The sequence below is a fragment of the Caulobacter sp. genome (genome assembly GCF_039596335.1).
Lineage (GTDB): Bacteria > Pseudomonadota > Alphaproteobacteria > Caulobacterales > Caulobacteraceae > Caulobacter.
In genome coordinates, this window is record NZ_JBCNJZ010000006.1 from 14,584 (window position 1) to 31,398 (window position 16,815).

General features: G+C 68.6%; 17 protein-coding genes. 10 read left to right on the plus strand and 7 right to left on the minus strand.

The genetic code is table 11. From position 1 onward, the window contains the following. From trbE to ABDW31_RS13545, 8 genes are read left to right on the plus strand one after another with little or no spacing between them, the layout of a single operon-like run. A complete protein-coding gene (gene trbE / locus ABDW31_RS13510) occupies positions 1 to 2,442 on the plus strand; it encodes a conjugal transfer protein TrbE (protein ID WP_343698948.1) in 2,442 nt (813 codons plus the stop codon). Then, positions 2,439 to 3,155, plus strand: coding sequence for a P-type conjugative transfer protein TrbJ (trbJ, locus tag ABDW31_RS13515; RefSeq protein ID WP_343698949.1), 717 nt, complete (start codon positions 2,439 to 2,441; stop codon positions 3,153 to 3,155). Before trbE ends, trbJ begins: the two co-directional genes overlap by 4 nt. Further along, positions 3,152 to 3,388, plus strand: coding sequence for a putative entry exclusion protein TrbK-alt (gene trbK-alt / locus ABDW31_RS13520; protein ID WP_343698950.1), 237 nt, complete (start codon positions 3,152 to 3,154; stop codon positions 3,386 to 3,388). Before trbJ ends, trbK-alt begins: the two co-directional genes overlap by 4 nt. Further along, positions 3,385 to 4,635 carry a P-type conjugative transfer protein TrbL gene (trbL, locus tag ABDW31_RS13525; RefSeq protein ID WP_343698951.1) on the plus strand — a complete coding sequence of 417 codons (1,251 nt, stop codon included), beginning with the start codon at positions 3,385 to 3,387 and terminating at the stop codon, positions 4,633 to 4,635. The genes trbK-alt and trbL overlap by 4 nt, the downstream gene beginning before the upstream one ends. Positions 4,636 to 4,637: 2 nt before the next feature. Then, positions 4,638 to 5,324: a conjugal transfer protein TrbF gene (gene trbF / locus ABDW31_RS13530; RefSeq protein ID WP_343698952.1), complete on the plus strand. Its 687-nt coding sequence runs from the start codon at positions 4,638 to 4,640 to the stop codon at positions 5,322 to 5,324. Continuing rightward, positions 5,321 to 6,121 (plus strand): P-type conjugative transfer protein TrbG, encoded by an 801-nt coding sequence (trbG, locus tag ABDW31_RS13535; protein WP_343698953.1) that lies wholly within the window; start codon positions 5,321 to 5,323, stop codon positions 6,119 to 6,121. Before trbF ends, trbG begins: the two co-directional genes overlap by 4 nt. Continuing rightward, on the plus strand, positions 6,118 to 7,299 hold the full coding sequence (locus ABDW31_RS13540) for a TrbI/VirB10 family protein (RefSeq protein WP_343698954.1): 1,182 nt from the start codon (positions 6,118 to 6,120) through the stop codon (positions 7,297 to 7,299). Before trbG ends, ABDW31_RS13540 begins: the two co-directional genes overlap by 4 nt. Further along, a complete protein-coding gene (locus ABDW31_RS13545; protein ID WP_343698955.1) occupies positions 7,284 to 7,511 on the plus strand; it encodes a DUF2274 domain-containing protein in 228 nt (75 codons plus the stop codon). Before ABDW31_RS13540 ends, ABDW31_RS13545 begins: the two co-directional genes overlap by 16 nt. On the opposite strand, the gene ABDW31_RS13550 is transcribed toward ABDW31_RS13545, so the two are convergent. Then, the gene (locus ABDW31_RS13550) at positions 7,508 to 7,930 is read right to left on the minus strand and encodes a helix-turn-helix domain-containing protein (protein WP_343698956.1); all 423 of its coding nucleotides are present in this window, start codon (positions 7,928 to 7,930) and stop codon (positions 7,508 to 7,510) included. The two genes, ABDW31_RS13545 and ABDW31_RS13550, sit on opposite strands and share 4 nt — an antisense overlap. Positions 7,931 to 8,153: 223 nt before the next feature. Here ABDW31_RS13550 and ABDW31_RS13555 point away from each other — a divergent pair, with 223 nt between their 5' ends. Both ABDW31_RS13555 and ABDW31_RS13560 read left to right on the plus strand, forming a co-directional pair. Then, entirely contained in the window at positions 8,154 to 8,378 is a 225-nt protein-coding gene (locus ABDW31_RS13555; protein ID WP_343698957.1) for a hypothetical protein, read from the plus strand. A gap of 2 nt (positions 8,379 to 8,380) precedes the next feature. After that, positions 8,381 to 9,514 carry a hypothetical protein gene (locus ABDW31_RS13560; RefSeq protein WP_343698958.1) on the plus strand — a complete coding sequence of 378 codons (1,134 nt, stop codon included), beginning with the start codon at positions 8,381 to 8,383 and terminating at the stop codon, positions 9,512 to 9,514. Positions 9,515 to 9,679: 165 nt separating this feature from the next. Here ABDW31_RS13560 and ABDW31_RS13565 read toward each other — a convergent pair whose 3' ends face one another. From ABDW31_RS13565 to ABDW31_RS13590, 6 genes are all read right to left on the minus strand, one after another. Then, entirely contained in the window at positions 9,680 to 11,113 is a 1,434-nt protein-coding gene (locus ABDW31_RS13565; RefSeq protein ID WP_343698959.1) for an NAD(P)(+) transhydrogenase (Re/Si-specific) subunit beta, read from the minus strand. 12 nt (positions 11,114 to 11,125) lie between these two features. Next, positions 11,126 to 12,697, minus strand: a complete 1,572-nt coding sequence (locus ABDW31_RS13570; RefSeq protein WP_343698960.1) for a Re/Si-specific NAD(P)(+) transhydrogenase subunit alpha — start codon at positions 12,695 to 12,697, stop codon at positions 11,126 to 11,128. Between the two features lie 158 nt (positions 12,698 to 12,855). Beyond that, complete coding sequence (gene yghU, locus ABDW31_RS13575; protein ID WP_343698961.1) at positions 12,856 to 13,728, minus strand: glutathione-dependent disulfide-bond oxidoreductase; 873 nt, start codon at positions 13,726 to 13,728, stop codon at positions 12,856 to 12,858. 42 nt (positions 13,729 to 13,770) lie between these two features. Further along, positions 13,771 to 14,325: a DinB family protein gene (locus ABDW31_RS13580; protein WP_343698962.1), complete on the minus strand. Its 555-nt coding sequence runs from the start codon at positions 14,323 to 14,325 to the stop codon at positions 13,771 to 13,773. Between the two features lie 54 nt (positions 14,326 to 14,379). Then, positions 14,380 to 15,120, minus strand: coding sequence for a 3-oxoacyl-ACP reductase family protein (locus ABDW31_RS13585; RefSeq protein ID WP_343698963.1), 741 nt, complete (start codon positions 15,118 to 15,120; stop codon positions 14,380 to 14,382). A 142-nt stretch (positions 15,121 to 15,262) separates the two neighbouring features. Further along, entirely contained in the window at positions 15,263 to 16,243 is a 981-nt protein-coding gene (locus ABDW31_RS13590; protein ID WP_343698964.1) for an LLM class oxidoreductase, read from the minus strand. Positions 16,244 to 16,815 lie beyond the last annotated feature (572 nt).

Here is a 16,815-nt window from a genome sequence, read left to right on the forward strand (position 1 = left end):
ATGCTCGATCTTCGGGAATATCGCCGCCGGCCCGCACGCCTGGCCGACTTCCTGCCCTGGGCGGCCCTGGTCGCGCCGGGCGTGGTGCTCAACAAGGACGGGTCGTTCCAGCGCACCGCGGAGTTTCGTGGGCCGGACCTCGACTCCGCTACCGACGCCGAGGTCGCCGCCGTCGCCGCGCGGCTCAACAGCGCGCTGCGGCGCCTCGGCTCGGGCTGGGCGCTGTTCGTCGAGGCCCGGCGCGATCCGGTCGGCGCCTATCCCGAGAGCATCTTCCCAGACCCGGTCTCGACCCTGGTCGAGGCCGAGCGCAAGGCCGCCTTCGTCGAGACCGGCGAGCACTTCGAAAGCCGCTACTACCTGACCCTGACCTATTTGCCGCCGGCCGACCGCCGCGGCCGAGTGGAAGGCCTCTTCGTCGAGGGCAGGGCCGGAGCGGGCCTGAATTGGCGGGCCGAGCTCTCCGGCTTCATCGATCGGTCCGACCGGTTGCTGGCCCTGCTCGATGGGCTGATGCCCAAGGTCGCTTGGCTCGGGGACGGTGAGACCCTGAGCTTCCTGCACGGGGCGATCTCGACGGTGCGCCAGCGTGTCGCCGTCCCCGAGACACCGATGCAGCTGGATGCGCTTTTGGCCACCGAGCCGTTGACCGGCGGCCTGGAGCCGCGGCTTGGCCGGGCGCATCTTCGTGTCCTGACCCTGACCGGCTTTCCGGCCGCCACGACGCCGGGCTTGCTCGACGAGCTCAACCGCCTGGGCGTCGCCTACCGCTGGAGCACCCGGGCGATCTGCCTGGACAAGACCGATGCGGCCGCGCTGCTGGGCAAGATCCGCCGCCAGTGGTTCGCCAAGCGCAAGTCGGTGCTGGTGCTCTTGCGCGAGGCCCTGACGCAGGAGCCGTCGCCGTTGGTCGACAACGACGCGGCCAACAAGGCCGTCGATGCGGATCTGGCTCTGCAGGATCTGGGCGGCGACGCCGTCGCCTATGTCTATGTCACCGCGACCCTGGTGGTGTGGGATGAGGACCCCGCGGTCGCCGAGGCCAAGCTGGCCCTGGTCGAGAAGGTCATCCAGGCCCGCGACTTCGCCGTCATCCGCGAGAGCGTCAATGCGGTCGAAGCCTGGCTTGGGACCATCCCTGGCCACGCCTACGCCAACATCCGCCAGCCGCCGCTCTCGACCCTGAACTTGGCCCACATCGCCCCGATGTCGGCGGTCTGGGCCGGTCCCGAGCGTAACACCCATCTCGACGGGCCGCCGCTGCTCCTGGCCCGCACGGCCGGCTCGACGCCGTTTCGCCTGAGCCTGCATGTCGGCGATGTCGGCCACACCCTGGTGGTCGGGCCGACGGGCGCGGGCAAGAGCGTGCTGCTGGCGCTCCTGGCCCTGCAGTTTCGGCGCTATCCGCAAAGCCAGATCTTCGCCTTCGACTTCGGCGCCTCCAGCCGCGCCGCAGCGCTGGGCATGGGCGGCGACTTCCACGACCTCTCCGGCGAGGGCGGGGCAGTGGCGCTCCAGCCCCTGGCGGGTATCGACGATCCCGACGAGCGGGCCTGGGCGGCTGGCTGGCTGGCGGCGGTGCTGGCGCGCGAGGGCGTGGAGATCACGCCGGCGGTGCGCGATCACCTCTGGACGGCGCTGGGGAGCCTGGCCAGCGCGCCGAGCGGCGAGCGGACGCTCACCGGTTTGGTGGCTCTGCTGGCCAGTCAGCCCCTGAAGGCGGCGCTGGGCCCCTTCGTTCTGGGCGGACCGTTCGGCCGGCTGCTGGATGGCGCGGCCGAGGCGCTGGGCTGCGCCGACGTCCAGGTGTTCGAGACCGAGGGCCTGGCCAGGAGCGCCGCGGCGCCTGCGGTTCTGACCTACCTCTTCCACCGCATCGGCCGCCGGCTGGATGGCCGTCCGACCCTGATCCTGATCGACGAGGGTTGGCTGGCGCTCGACGACCCGGCCTTCGGCACGCAACTGCGCGAATGGCTCAAGACCCTGCGCAAGAAGAACGCCTCGGTGATCTTCGCCACCCAGTCGCTGGCGGACGTGGTCGACAGCCCCATCGCCGCCTCGATCGTCGAAAGCTGCCCGACCCGGATCTTCCTACCCAATCCCCGAGCGATGGAGCCGCAGGGCGCGGCCGCCTACGGCCGGTTCGGGCTCAACGCGCGCCAGATCGAGATCCTCAGCCGGGCCACGCCCACGCGCGACTACTACCTGCAATCGCGGGTCGGCGATCGCCTGTTCGACCTGGGGCTTGGCCCCGTGGCCCTGGCCTTTTGCGCGGCCTCGTCCAAGGCCGACCAGACCGCGATCGGGGCCGTGCTCGAGGCGGTGGGCAAGCAGGGCTTCGCGGCCGCCTGGCTGAACCTGCGCGGCCTGCCTTGGGCGGGGGACCTTCTGACTTCGGGGGCGGCGGGCGCTTCCCCTTCCTTCCCGGAGAGCCTGCCATGACCCTTTCCCGACGTCGCCTTGCGGCGGCGCTTCTGGCCGCGCCCGCGGCCGCCGGCCTGGTGCTGGCGCCGCTGCTCGCCCAGGCCCGGATCGTCGTCTTCGATCCCACCAACTACGCCCAGAACGTCCTGCAGGCCGCGCGCGCCCTGCAGACCATCAACAACCAGATCAGCTCCCTGCAGAACGAAGCCCAGATGCTGCTGGGCCAAGCCAAGACCCTGGCGAGCCTGCCGTACTCGACGCTGGCCACCCTGCAGGCCCAGGTCGACCGGACCCGTCAGCTCCTGGGTGAGGCCCAGGCCCTGGCCTATGACGTGGCTTCGATCCAGAAGGCCTTCACCACCAACTATGGCGCGGTTTCGCTGTCGGCCTCCGACGCGGACCTGACCGCCCGGGCCGATGCGCGCTGGACGACGGCCATGGCCGGCTTCCAGGACGCCCTGAAGCTCCAGGCCGGCGTTGTGGAGGGCCTGGGCGCCAGCCGCGACCAGCTCACTAGCCTCGTGGGCGCCAGCCAAGGCGCGGTCGGCGGGCTGCAGGCCGCCCAGGCCGGCAACCAGCTCCTGGCCCTGCAGTCGCAGATGCTGGCCGACCTCATCGCACTGGCCGCCGCCCAAGGACGCGCCCAGGCCCTGGAAGCCGCCGACCAGGCCGCCGCTCGCGCCGACGCCAAGGCGCGCTTTTCCAAGTTCATGGGATCGGGCTCGCAATGAGGTGGGCCGTCGGTCTGAGCGCCGCGGCCTGGGTCCTGATCGGCGCGGTGGTGGTCACGGTCCGGGGGCGGCACGAGCCGACGCCTTCCGCGCCGGTGAAGGTCGCTGATCCTCGCGGTCGATCCGAGCTTGGACGCTGCCGCGATCTTGGCGAGGCCGCCAAGGAAGACGCGGCCTGCCAGGAGGCTTGGGCTGCGGCGCGGGCCCACTTCTTCGGTGAGGCCCGGCCATGAACGACACCGGCGTCATCGACCGCTTCTTCGACACCTATGGCCGCTACATCGACAGCGGGTTTGGACTGCTCGGCGGAGAGGTGGCTTTTCTGTCGACGACCCTGGTGGCCATCGACGTCACCCTGGCCGCGCTCTTCTGGGCCTGGGCCCACGGCGAGGACATCCTCGCTCGGCTGGTCAAGAAAACCCTCTATGTCGGCTTTTTCGCCTTCCTGATCAGCAACTTCCACACCCTAACCGGTATCGTGCTGTCGAGCTTTTCGGGTCTTGGCCTGAAGGCCGGCGGGGTAGGAACTTCAGCCGAGGACTTCCTGCGGCCCGGCAAGCTGGCCGCGCTGGGGCTGGAGGCCTGCAAGCCGATCCTGCAGTCGGCCAATGATCTGAGCGGCTTTCCCGGCTTTTTCGAGAACATCGTCCAGATCCTCATCCTGCTGATCGTGGCGCTCCTCGTGATCGTCTCGTTCTTCGTCATCGCCGTGCAGATCTTCGTGGTTTTGATCGAGTTCAAGCTCGTCAGCCTCTGTGGCTTCGTCCTCGTCCCGTTCGGTCTCTTCGGCCGTACCGCGTTCCTGGCCGAGAAGGTCATGGGCAACGTCATGGCCTCGGGCGTCAAGGTGATGGTGCTGGCGGTGATCGTCGGCATCGGCTCGACCCTGTTTTCCGACTTCACCAGCCAGGCCGCCGGTCAGCCGACCATCGAAGAAGCTCTGGCCATGGCCCTGGCGGCCCTGACCCTTTTGGGCCTGTCGATCTTTGGTCCCGGCATCGCCTCGGGCCTGGTCTCCGGAGCGCCGCAACTGGGCGCCGGCGCGGCCGTCGGCACAGGGATGGCTGTGGCCGGCATGGCCATGGCTGCGGCTGGCGCGGCCCAGATGGCGGCCGGCGCGGTCTCGGGCCTGTCGTTCGGCGGTGTCGGCGGCGGTGGTGCGGCTGGGGCGGCGGGCGCTGCCGGTGGTCGCCTGCCGCCGCCCGACGGCGGCGGTCCCTCTGGCCCGCCGCGTTTGCCGCCGCCCGGCGACAACGGCGGGGGCGGGGGCGCTGGTTTCACCCTGCCGCCGCCCAAGACCGGCAACGACGAGAGCGGTGGCGGGGAGGGGGGCGCCGGCGGCGCGCCGATGGCCCCGGTCTGGGCCCGGGAGCTTGCCGATCGCCACGCCCTGACCCGCGGCGCGGAAATCGCCGCCCACGCCATCGGCGGCGGCCATGACAGCGGCGGCGACGCCGCCCCCAGCCTGAAGGAGGACTAAGGATGAACCCCTTGAAGGGCGCGGCGCGCTATGGCGCGACCCCCGCGCCGGAAACCCCCTACCAGCGTGCAGGACAAGCCTGGGACGAGCGCATCGGCTCGGCCAGGGTCCAGGCCGCCAACTGGCGGCTGGCCGCGCTGGGCCTGCTGATGGCCAACACCGCGCTATGCGGTTCGCTGGCCTGGCTGGCCGCCCGCGGCTCGGTGACGCCTTGGGTGGTCGAGGTCGACCGCCTGGGCGAGCCGCGTATCGTGGCGCCGGCCGTCCAGGGCGCCAAGGCCACGGATCCGATGATCGCCTGGACCCTGGCCCGCTTCATCACCGACGTGCGCGCCATTTCCACCGACCCGGTGCTTATGCGCCAGGCCTGGCTTCGGGCCTACGACTTCACCGACCAGGCGGGCGCGGCGGCGCTGTCGGACTATGCCCGGCGAAGCGACCCGTTCGCCCAGGTCGGCCGCGCCCAGGTCGTCGTCACCGTGACCAGCGTGGTGCGCGCTACGCCCGGCAGTTTCCGTGTCGCCTGGACCGAGCAGCGCTACGCCGAGGGGCAGCTGGCCGCGACCGAGCGCTGGACCGCCATCCTCACCTTGTCGATCCGGCCGCCAACGAGCGCGGAGGGCCTTCGGGCCAATCCGCTGGGCGTTTTCATCTCCGGCATCGCCTGGTCCAAGGAGTTTGGCGCATGACCAACCCTCGCCTTATCCCCGTCGCTGGCCTGTGGCTGGCCCTGACCGCGCCGGGGCTGGTCCTGGCCGCGCCCTCGTCCGCCCAGCTGGAAGTCCCTGGCGGCGCCAAGCGCTTCGCCTATGACCAAGACGCCGTCTTCCCGGTGATCGCCACGCCAGGACGCATCACCGACATCGTGCTCGAGCCCGGCGAAGCCCTGGTGGGCTCAGGACCGGTGGCGGCGGGAGACACCGCCCGCTGGGTGATCGGCGACACCATCAGCGGCCAGGGCGCCCAGCGCCGGGTCCATGTCATGGTCAAGCCCACGGCCACGGGGCTGGCCACCAACCTGATCATCAATACCGACCGGCGCACCTACCACCTGGAGCTTCGCGCCTCGAGCCGGACCTGGCTGTCCCAGGTCTCCTGGCTCTATCCCGAAGCGGCCGCGCCGCTGGTGCTCATCGCGCCGCCCACACCGCCCGCCGCGCCGCAGGAGACGCCCGCGCCAGGACCGCTCAACACCGCCTACCGGATCAGCGGCGACCATCCGCTCTGGCGTCCGACGCGCGTCTATGACGACGGACGGCGGGTGTTCGTCGAGTTTGGCCCGGGCGTCGAGGTCAGCGACCTGCCGCCGCTCTATCGCCTGGGGCCCGACGGCAAGACCGCAGAACTGATCAACTACCACGTCGAAGGCGGCCGGCTGGTCACCGAGCGCCTGTTCGAGCAGGCCGAGCTGCGGCTGGGCGCCAAGAAGCGCGCCAAAGCCGTGCGTCTGACCCGTCAAACCCCGATCACGGAGGTCCGGCCATGAGCCAAGAACCCGAAGACGCCGAGAAGACCATCGCCAAGACCCTGCGCCTGCATGGGCCTGGGGCGCCGGTCGCCAGGGTCTCGCGCCGCGCCCTGATCATCGTCGGCGCGGTGTTGATCGCAGGTATCGCCGGGGCGCTGGGCTGGTCGTTGACCGAGCGGCGAAAGGCCGCGCCGGCGCAGGTAACGACCACGACCGCGCCGCCGCCCGAGCGGGTGACGGCCTTGCCGCGCGGCTATGTCGGGCCGGCCGCCGTGCCGCCCCTGGGACCGCCGCTGCCTGGAGACCTCGGCAGGCCGATGCTGAGCGCCGCCCGCGCCCGGGCCGCCGGCGATCCGACGGCGCCGCCAGAACCGTCGGTCCCGGTCCAGGCGGCGACAAATCCGGCCGCGGTCGATACTCGGCGCGAGCAGATGGTTGAGGCCCGCCGGGTCGCGATCCAGAGCGCTCTCTTCGTGACGGCCTCGACGCGGCGTGAGCCGGTCGCCCCCGAACCGATGGGCGCTGCATCGCCGGTCTCGCCGGCCTCGCCGAGCCCGACGGGCGATCCGCGCACGACGAGCGGTGAGCGCCTTCAAGCGCCGGCCTCGCCCTACATCCTGCAGGCGGGGACCTCGATCCCGGCTGCGCTGGTGACCGGCCTGCGCTCGGACGCTCCGGGCCTGGCGATCGCCCAGGTCACGCAGGACGTCTTCGATAGCCTGGGGCGGCGCTATCTGCTGATCCCGAAGGGCTCGCGCCTGGTCGGGGACTATGAGACCGCCATCCAGAACGGACAGAGCCGGCTGCGCGTGGTCTGGACGCGACTTCTCCTGCCGTCGGGCAAGTCCCTCGTGCTCGACAAGCTGCCGGGCGCGGACGAGCAAGGCATGGCGGGCCTGCAGGACGGCGTTGATCGTCATGGCGGCCGGGTGCTGGCGGCGGCGGGTCTGAGCACGCTGCTGGCGATCGGCGCGGAGGCAGGATCGTCCAGCGAGGAGTCCGATCTCGCCCGCGCGGTGCGCCGGGCCGGGGCCGATACCGCAAGCTCCGTCGGCCAGCAGATGGTCGGCAAGAGCCTGGACCTGGCGCCGACCCTGACGATCCGGCCGGGGGCGCCGCTGCGCGTGCTGCTTAATCGCGATCTGGTCCTGGAACCCTATGTCGATGAAAGGAAGACGCCATGGGCGGAAAACTGAAGCTGGGAGCGCTGGAGGATGAAACGCCCGTCAAGGTGACCGTGGACCTGCCGGCGGCCGTCCATCGCGACCTCGTCGCCTATGCCCAGGCCCTGGCGGCCGAGAGCGGCGGCAAGGCCGCCGAACCGGCGCGCCTGGTCGCGCCGATGGTGGCCCGGTTCATGGCCACCGATCGCGCCTTCGTTCGTGGCCGAAGGGGGCGCTCGACCTAGGCGACCCTCCGCTCGTCCTCCGTGTCGGCCAGGGTCTCCATCAGGGCCAGGATCTGACGGCGGCGATCGCCCTGAAGACCCGACAGCAACTGAGCGATGGCCAGCCCGTCGGGCGAGGACATCAAGGCCTGGATGGCGCGGGCGGCCTCCAGCTGGCTGCGGTCGACGACGAGACCATTGTCGGTCGCCGGCAGACCATCGAAGAACCAGGCCGGGCCGACACCCAGAAGGCCGCCCAGCGCATAGAGCATCGAGGCGCTGATCCGGTTGGTCCCGCGCTCGTACTTCTGAACCTGCTGGAAGGTCAGACCCAGACCTTGGGCGACCCTGGCCTGGCTGATCTTCATCAGCCGGCGGCGCAGGCGAATGCGCGCGCCGACATGCTGGTCGACGGGGTGGGGCGGGGTCTTAGATGGCAAGGGGCCTCTCCGGTGGCGATGTCTGCGCCTAGAGACACGCCAAGAGGCGGGGCTTGGTAGTTGGGCTGTGAAAGACTCCAGGCGGCCATCTTGAAACGGTGCGTCGCCCGACGGTGGCAGCGCCCGCGAGCGACAAGTCCCTGGGAAAGCCAAGCTCCAATGGCTACGTCCGTAATGGACGTAGACGCCCGGCAGGATCAGGGCGCGCGTCAGGAGGGATGTCATGACCAAGGGCGAGGCCGAGCGGGCGGTCCGATCGCTGTGCCATAGCTGGCGAGATCAGGCCGGGCTGGGGCAAGTCGAACAGACCTACCTGAGCTTCTTTGCCTTTTGGGCGTGGATGAGTTCGAACCACCCCGGCTATTTGAAGTTTCGGACCACCACGTCGGTGATGGGCAATGTCCAGCGATGGTTCGAAGCGGAGTTTGGCCAGACGGACTGGGGCTGACCGTGGAGCGGTTCTTCAGTCATGCCTATTTCGAGGACGGCGTCCTGCAGTCGGGCGGCCAGACGCTTTCGTTGACGACGAGCCAGATCGCCGGCGCCGCGATGCGGGAAATCATCCAGCTGGAGCTGTCGGCCTCGCCGTTCGACATCTTCATGACCGACCTGCTGGATTCCACCACCGACGACTTTCGCTGGGTCGCGCAGTTGGGGCAGATCCGGGAGACCCGCACGGCGCTGTCGGGCCTGTTCGGCCGCTTCGTCGCCCGCGCGTATCTTACCCATCATGCCGGCTTTCAGTTCTTCGAACCGATCCAGGGCAATCTGGCCACGCTGGACGCCTGGCCAGACCTGACCTTCCATCGCGACGGCAAGGGCGACCTGCCAGACTGGATCGTCGCCCCGGCGCCAGGTCAGGGATCGATCGCCATCGCCGAGGCGAAAGGGTCCCACAACGGCGCCGGCCCTTGGGCCGCCCTTGACCAGGCTCGCGCGCAAGCCCGTCGCGTCAAGGTGATGTCGGACGGCGCGATCTTGCAGGTCAAACGCTATGCGCTCGCCACGCGCTGGGCGGTGGCCGACAATCCCAGGCTCGCCACGCCCTATCTCTGGGTGGACGATCCTGAAGATGGCGAACGCGCCGCGACGATAACCGAGCACATGCTGCTCCATCGCGGCGTCGGTCTTGGCCACTTTGCGGCGTTCGCCAGGGGAATGGGCTTTGGTCAGACCGCGCAAACGATCGCGCAGGCGCGGCAAGACCGTCCTGGGTTCCTTGACCTGGACGCCTCCGATCTGGTGCTCGTGGAGACCCAGGCGGGCCTGCGGGCGATGATGGTCGTCGCCATAACCCCCGGCGGCGTGGTGCGAATGCCGCCAGGGCCGGGCGGAGCGTTCCAGACCGGCTTGCGAGCGGTCTTCGGCGAGGACGTCCATCTGCTGGGGATCGACGCCAAGACGATCCTGTCGGTCGACCAGTTGGACGCGTTTGCCGAGGCCGCGCCAGGCCGTCGCGATTTCAATGAGGCCGATCTGATCGAGGCGCCTGCCCGACGCGACGGCATGGAGGTGCTCGACCTTGACGCCGTCGCGTTGATCGGGCGCGGCGTTCCCATCGACCTGGGGCCTGCCCTGGGCTGAGCGCCGTGACCCTCCAGGCCGGCAAGGGCTTCAGGAGAAGCGCCAGGTGCTTGGGCAGGGGTCTGATCCTGCGCTTGACCTCGCTCCGTTGGCGGCAAGCAGACGGCCCGGCATCATGGACGCCGAGCCGCGCGTTGGTTTGGGTCTTTGAGCCGGGTTGCGGCGTCAGGTGATCATCGGCAGCAGGCTGTCGATCGACGTCTTGGCGTCGCCATAGAACATCCGGGTGTTGTCCTTGAAGAACAGCGGGTTTTCGATACCCGAATAGCCCGTTCCTTGACCCCGCTTGGAGACGAACACCTGGCGGGCTTTCCAGACCTCGAGCACGGGCATGCCGGCGATGGGGCTGTTGGGGTCCTCCTGGGCGGCGGGATTGACGATGTCGTTGGAGCCGATGACGATGACGACGTCGGTGGACGGGAAATCGTCGTTGATCTCCTCCATCTCCAAGACGATGTCGTAGGGCACCTTGGCCTCGGCCAGCAGCACGTTCATGTGACCCGGAAGACGGCCCGCCACGGGGTGGATGGCGAAGCGAACGGTCTTGCCGGCCGCGCGCAGCTTGCGGGTCAGTTCGCTGACCGACTGCTGGGCTTGGGCCACGGCCATGCCGTAGCCGGGCACGATGATCACGTCGTTGGCGTCGTTGAGGGCGGCGGCCACGCCGTCGGCGTCGATGGCGATCTGTTCGCCCTCGATCACCATGGCCTGGCCCATGCTCGTGCCGAAGCCGCCGAGAATGACGCTGACGAAGGAGCGGTTCATCGCCTTGCACATGATGTAGCTCAGGATGGCCCCGGACGAGCCCACCAGCGCCCCGGTGACGATCAGCAGGTCGTTGGAGAGGCTAAAGCCGATCGCCGAAGCCGCCCAGCCGGAGTAGCTGTTGAGCATCGAGACCACGACCGGCATGTCCGCGCCGCCGATGCCGCGGATCAGGTGGAAGCCGATGAACAGGGCCGCCAGGGTCATGCCGTAGAGCGCGCTTGCTGATCCGCCGCGGACATAGACCACCAGCAGGACCAGGGCGATGATCGCGGCGGCTGCGTTGAGCAGATGACCACCAGGCAGTTTCTTGGCCTTGCCGTCGATCCAGCCGGCGAGCTTGCCGAACGCGACCACTGATCCGGTGAAGGTTACCGCACCGATGAAGACGCCGATGAAGGTTTCGCCCCGGAGCATGACGAGCTCGGCGGACGTCTTGTGCGCGATGACGCCGGCGAAGCCAGCCAAGGCCGAGGCGGCCTCGTGGTCCAGACCGGCGACCCGCTCCATCTCAAGATGGGTGTTGTAGCCGATCAGGACGGCGGCCAGGCCCACGAGCGAATGCATGGCCGCCACCAGCTGGGGCATGTCGGTCATCTGCACGCGCTTGGCCACGAGCCAGGCGCCGGCCCCGCCGACCAGCAGAAGGCCCAGGCTGAGGGGCGCGGCCGCGGGCGTGATGGCCGTCAGGGTCGCCACGACCGCCAGGGCCATGCCGAAGATGCCGTACCAGACAGCGCGCTTGGCGCTTTCCTGGGCCGAGAGGCCGCCGAGCGAGAGGATGAAGAGGACGGCCGCGACCACATAGGCCGCGACGGTGAAGCCGGTTTGCATCACCAGCGCTCCTTACGATTTCTGGAACATGGCGAGCATGCGCCGGGTGATGAGGAAGCCGCCGAAGATGTTGATCCCGGCCAGGAACACCGAAGCGGCCGCCAGGGTCACGACGAGCCAGTCGCTGGAACCGATCTGCAGCAGGGCCCCCAAAATGATGATCGAGGACACCGCGTTGGTGATCGCCATCAAGGGCGTATGAAGGCTGTGGCTGACCTTCCAGATCACCTGGAAGCCCACGAAGCAGGCCAGCACGAACACCACCAGGTGCGACATGAAGCTGGCTGGCGCGATGAGCCCGGCCAGAAGGATCACGGCCGCGCCGACCAGGATCGCGCCGGCTTGGGCGCGCGTCTGCTGCTTGAAGCGTTTGGCCTCGGCCGCCTTCTTTTCTTCGGGCGTCTGCTCTGGGGGCTTGTCCTTGGGCTTCTGCGCCGCGATCGCCTGCACCTTGAGCGGCGGCGGCGGGAACGTCACCGCGCCGTCGCGCGTGATCGTGGCGCTGCGGATGACGTCGTCGTCCATGTCATGCACGATCACGCCGTCCTTGGCCGGCGTCAGGTCGGCCAGCATGTGACGGACATTGGTGGCGTAGAGCGTGGAGGCCTGGGCGGCCATCCGGCTCGGATAGTCTGTGTAGCCGATGATCGTGACGCCGTTGTCGGAGACTACGCGCTCGTCGGGGACCGTCAGTTCGCAGTTGCCGCCACGCTCGGCGGCCAGGTCGACGACGACCGAGCCGGGCTTCATCGCCGCGACCATATCGGCCAGCCAAAGCTTGGGGGCGTCGCGGCCGGGGATCAGGGCGGTGGTGATGACGATGTCGATGTTTGGGGCCAGCTCGCGGAACTTGTTCAGCTGCTTTTCCCGAAACTCCGGGCTGGAGGGGGCGGCGTAGCCGCCCGTCGCCGCGCCGTCCTGGGTTTCCTCGAAGTCGAGGAAGACGAACTGGGCGCCCATGGATTCGATCTGTTCGGCCACTTCGGGGCGGACGTCGAAGGCGTGGACGACGGCGCCCAGGCTGGTCGCCGCGCCGATGGCCGCCAGGCCCGCAACACCGGCGCCGATCACCAGCACCTGGGCCGGCGGAACCTTGCCGGCCGCGGTGATCTGGCCGGTGAAGAAGCGGCCAAAGGCGCCGCCCGCCTCGATGACCGCCCGATAGCCGGCGATATTGGCCATCGACGACAGGGCGTCCATCTTCTGGGCGCGGCTGATGCGCGGGACCATGTCCATGGCCACCAGGGTGGCGCCGGTCGTTCGCGCCTTCTCCAGATGGTCGGCGTTCTGGGCGGGGTAGAAGAAGGAGATGAGCGTCTTGTCGGCCGACAGATGCGCGATTTCGCCCTCTATGGGCGGCCGCACCTTGGCGATCACGTCAGCCTGGCTCCACAGCGCCTTGGCGTCCGAAACGACCGTCACTCCGGCTGCGCGGTAGGCCTCGTCGGTAAAGCCCGCCGCCAGCCCCGCGCCGCGCTCGACCAGGGCCTCGTGACCCAGTTTACGAAGCTGCAGGGCGCTGTCGGGCGTCAGCGCGACCCGAGCTTCGCCCGGATAGACTTCCTTTGGGGCGCCGATCTTCATTGCGCGTCTCCTCGGGGGGAGGCGCTGGTGAGGGCGGCAAGCATGCGGGCGGCCTGCTTGCCAAGCGGCGTGCAAGGCCGACGCCCGGCGAGGCGGGCGCGCTGATGGCGGGCGATCATTGGGATCCTCCTAGATGTGGGCGAAAGCCCGAGGCTGGATCACCAGCGGATCGGGTCGAAATCAGAAGCCTCGTGCCGCTCTCGCACGGAGGTTTCGGGGCCGCCCCAGGCGCGGTTGACGATCTGTCCGCGCCGGACGGCGGGGCGGCTGGCCACGCGCGCGGTCCAGTCGGCCAGGTGGGGATAGTCTTGCAGGCTGAGGAATTGCTCGGCGCCATAGACGCCGCGCAGCAAGCCCCCGTACCAGGGCCAAGCGGCCATGTCGGCGATCGTATAGGTCTCGCCGGCCAGATAGGCGTTGGTCGCCAGATGGGTGTCGAGCACGTGAAGCTGGCGCTTGGTCTCCATCGCGTAGCGATCGATCGCGTACTCGATCTTGAAGGGGGCATAGGCGTAGAAGTGGCCAAAGCCGCCGCCCACGAACGGCGCCGACCCCATCTGCCACATCAGCCAGTTGAGGGTCTTGGCGCGCGCGTGGGGTTCGGTCGGCAGGAAGGCGCCAAACTTCTCGGCCAGATAGATGAGGATGGATCCGCTTTCGAAGAGCGTGATCTCGGGCGTGACCGAGCGATCCACCAGGGCCGGGATCTTGGAGTTGGGATTGATCCCGACAAAACCGGAACCGAACTGGTCGCCCTTGCCGATCTCGATGATCCAGGCGTCGTACTCGGCGCCGCTGTGTCCGGCCTCGAGCAGTTCCTCCAGCATGATCGTCACCTTCTGCCCGTTGGGGGTGGCGAGCGAGTAAAGCTGAAGGGGGTGTCGACCGACCGGCAGGACCTTGTCGTGCGTGGGCCCGGAAATCGGCCGGTTGATGCTGGCGAACTGGCCGCCGTTCCCCGGGTTCCAGGTCCAGACATCCGGGGGAACGTAGCCGGGAGGTTGGTTGGCGAGGCTGCTGTCGTCGCTCATGGGCGCTCCGCAAGGTTGATCGAGTAAGGGGGGGCGGTGGGGTCAGCCGTCGGCGCGGTTGGCCGCGTCGTTGAGGATTTGGACCAGCAGGTCGGTGGAACCGATGTCCAGGCCCGCTTGGGTCAGCAGCGTCGACACCTGACCGCGATGGTGGGTCTGGTGGTTGAAGACGTGGCAGAGCAGGGCGAAGGCGTCGCAATCGAGCGCGCCATATCGACCGCTGGGGTAGGCGACCATCTCGTTCATGTCGGCCTCGGTGAGCTGGTCGACGAAATCCTGCCAGCCAGCGTCGAGAATGTGCCGATGAGCTTCCAACTCGGCCATGTCCCGGAAGAGAATATGATTGAGGCTTCGCGCGAGCGGCATGCGGTCTGCGGTGCGGGCCAGACCCTCGCCCTTCGAATGGCCCGACAGCGCCCGCATCCAGAAGGTGTCGCCCACGATCAGGTGATTGAGGGTTCCCAGCACCGATCCGAAGAAGGCCCCGCGATCGGCGGCGAGCTCCGCGGGCGCCAGCGACTTGGCCGCATCGTAAACCTTGCGGTTCATCCAGCTATTGTAGCGCGCCATCCGGCGAGCGTGGTCCAGCATGCTCATGGTCTTCTCCGGTAGAGATGACGGCCCCGCGGAGCGGGGCCGTCGATCGATAGATCAGGCGTTGGTGCCGCCGTCGACGGACAGACCCGTGCCGGTGATGTGCTTGGCGGCCGGGCTGGCCAGGAAGGTCACGGCCGCGGCCACGTCTTCGACCTTGCCATAGTGGCCCAGGGCGATGTGCTGACGCATGCCTTCGGCTTCCGGGCCGTTCTTGGGGTTCATGTCGGTGTCGGTCGGACCGGGGTGAACCATGTTGACGGTGATGCCGCGCGGGCCCAGTTCACGGGCCAGGCCGCGGGTGAACGACAGCTGCGCCGACTTCGACATCGAGTAGACCGTCAGACCTTCGAAGGCGACGCGTTCGGCCAGGCACGAACCGATCGAGATGATGCGGCCGCCGTCCGAGAGCAGCGGGATGGCGGCCTGCGAGGCCAGCACGACGCTGCGGACGTTGACGGCGATGATCTTGTCGATCTGGTCCAGCGGCATGGCTTCGGTGGAGCTGCCAAACAGCACGCCGGCGTTGTTGACCAGGATGTCCAGGCCGCCCAGCTTCTCGGCGGCTTCCTTCACCGAGGCCTTCACGGCGTCGGCGTCGGCGCTGTCGGCCTGGATGGCGAAGGCGCGGCGGCCCTTGGCCTCGATCTGCTTGACCAGTTCGGCGGCGGCGTCGGCCGAGCGCTCATAGGTGATGACGACGTCCGCGCCCTTGTCGGCGAGGTCCAGGGCGATGCCGGCGCCGATGCCGCGGGCCGCGCCGGTGACGAGGGCGCGCTTGCCAGTCAGTACAGTCATGGGGGTGTTCCTTTGGGGGAGGGAAGGTTGGAGCCTGGGGGATGCCGCGAGGTGAGCGCGGCGCTTGCCCGAGCCTTCGTTCGCGAGGGGCTCTGATCCTCGCCAAGCGAATGGGCGGCTCGGGTGTCGGGTCGGGACGCGGCTATCCGTCGTCGCTGGGGAAATGGGGCAGAACGAACTCGGCCAGTTCCTGGATGACCTCTTCGGCTGGCCGCCGCTGAGGTTTCAGGTTCAGCGCGACGTGATTGACGCCCTGCCGCTCCTGGTCCTTCAGAAGGTCGGTCAATCGATTGCGACCGATGCGGAAACGATTGCCGATGTGCTGCAGGGGCGCGCCCGGATCTGCGGCCAGCTCGAAAAAGCTGCCATAGCCATAGGGACGAAAGCGGCCGTCCTCTCCGCTCTCTCGCCAAGCCCGAAGCTTGTCGGGAAGGCGTGTAAAGTCGCTAAGATGTCCGATCCAGGCGTCGGCGTTCGCGCCGATCCAGGCCGGATCCTGGCGCGCTTGGCCGATGACGATCATCGGCATCGCCCGGACGGGCTTGGGGATCAGGTCCAGCGCCCCGTCGAGCGTGCCGTAGTGGCGGGTTTGAACTTGCGGGAAGTCGGCTTCCAGGACCTTGGCGATCAGCTCGAAGGCTTCGCGAAAGCGATCGGCGCGATTGGCGTAGTCAACGCCGAAGGCGGGGTATTCGGCGCTTCGGTCTCCGCTGGAGAGGCCCAGGACAAAGCGGCCGCCCGTCAGTTGATCGACCGACGCGGCCTGTTTGGCGACGATCAGCGGATCACGCAGGGGCAGGACGACGCCGGCGGTTCCAAGCGCGATCCGCTGGGTCGCCGCGGCCAGGTAGCCGGCATAGACGAACGGATCCAGAATCTGACCGGCGTCGCCGAAAGTCGGATCGAAGAAGGGGACATCGCGCATCCACAGCGCGGCGAAGCCGCTCTCGTCGATCTTCCGAGCAAGCCGGGCGTGCTCGGCGAGGGTGGGGAAGGGCGAGTCCGGATAGGCTTCCAGCGGCGCGATGAAGCCCAAGGTCAGCCGTCCTTGGCGGAACACGCGCTCGTAGCCCAGGTTGCTCCTGCGCGGCGCCGCCTTGATGCTCAAGGTCGCTGAAGACACCTTGCCTCCTTCGCGGCAGGCCCTTTGGGGCTACCGCGCTGTGAAATGCCGGGTGGTCAGTTGGCGCCGCGCTTTCACGAAGTTGGGGCCTTGAGCCGCCGCCTCATGGTCCTGACGGCGCTGCCGGGCCACTCATTTGCTTGCGAGTGGATATATAGCGGCTATTTTTTTGAGAATTGGGGATCATTGGTCCCATGTTGGCGGCGCGTCTGGCGCCCGTCCGACCAGAGCCCTGGTCGGGGCGGCATAGGTTTGGCCGCCCATGCGCCCGCTCGGCGCTGGCGTCCGCAATGGCTGTTTCAAAACCCCTTGCCGCGCCTCCCAGGCCAGAGATCTCTGGCGGGGGGCCGATCGTACGAGGCGTTGCAACGGGATTGGGAAAGCATCCGTCTCAAACCCCCACCGATGGCCGACCTGGCGGACGTGAGGCGCTGATTGGGTTGGTCGGTCTTCCGTGTCGCGATCACCTGGGTGTCAGTGCCGTGGGCTGGAGGTCCGCGATGCGAGCAAGCGGCCGGGCGACGATTGGCGTCGCCAGCATTTCCGCCCCGGTCTTCACCCAAACGCTGAGC

Bases quoted from the DNA above. Each gene is read 5' to 3' on its own strand.
- trbE (WP_343698948.1), top strand. From the start codon at position 1: ATGCTCGATCTTCGGGAATATCGCCGCCGGCCCGCACGCCTGGCCGAC.
- trbJ (WP_343698949.1), top strand. From the start codon at position 2,439: ATGACCCTTTCCCGACGTCGCCTTGCGGCGGCGCTTCTGGCCGCGCCC.
- trbK-alt (WP_343698950.1), top strand. From the start codon at position 3,152: ATGAGGTGGGCCGTCGGTCTGAGCGCCGCGGCCTGGGTCCTGATCGGC.
- trbL (WP_343698951.1), top strand. From the start codon at position 3,385: ATGAACGACACCGGCGTCATCGACCGCTTCTTCGACACCTATGGCCGC.
- trbF (WP_343698952.1), top strand. From the start codon at position 4,638: ATGAACCCCTTGAAGGGCGCGGCGCGCTATGGCGCGACCCCCGCGCCG.
- trbG (WP_343698953.1), top strand. From the start codon at position 5,321: ATGACCAACCCTCGCCTTATCCCCGTCGCTGGCCTGTGGCTGGCCCTG.
- ABDW31_RS13540 (WP_343698954.1), top strand. From the start codon at position 6,118: ATGAGCCAAGAACCCGAAGACGCCGAGAAGACCATCGCCAAGACCCTG.
- ABDW31_RS13545 (WP_343698955.1), top strand. From the start codon at position 7,284: ATGGGCGGAAAACTGAAGCTGGGAGCGCTGGAGGATGAAACGCCCGTC.
- ABDW31_RS13555 (WP_343698957.1), top strand. From the start codon at position 8,154: ATGACCAAGGGCGAGGCCGAGCGGGCGGTCCGATCGCTGTGCCATAGC.
- ABDW31_RS13565 (WP_343698959.1), bottom strand. From the start codon at position 11,113: ATGCAAACCGGCTTCACCGTCGCGGCCTATGTGGTCGCGGCCGTCCTC.
- ABDW31_RS13570 (WP_343698960.1), bottom strand. From the start codon at position 12,697: ATGAAGATCGGCGCCCCAAAGGAAGTCTATCCGGGCGAAGCTCGGGTC.
- yghU (WP_343698961.1), bottom strand. From the start codon at position 13,728: ATGAGCGACGACAGCAGCCTCGCCAACCAACCTCCCGGCTACGTTCCC.
- ABDW31_RS13580 (WP_343698962.1), bottom strand. From the start codon at position 14,325: ATGAGCATGCTGGACCACGCTCGCCGGATGGCGCGCTACAATAGCTGG.
- ABDW31_RS13585 (WP_343698963.1), bottom strand. From the start codon at position 15,120: ATGACTGTACTGACTGGCAAGCGCGCCCTCGTCACCGGCGCGGCCCGC.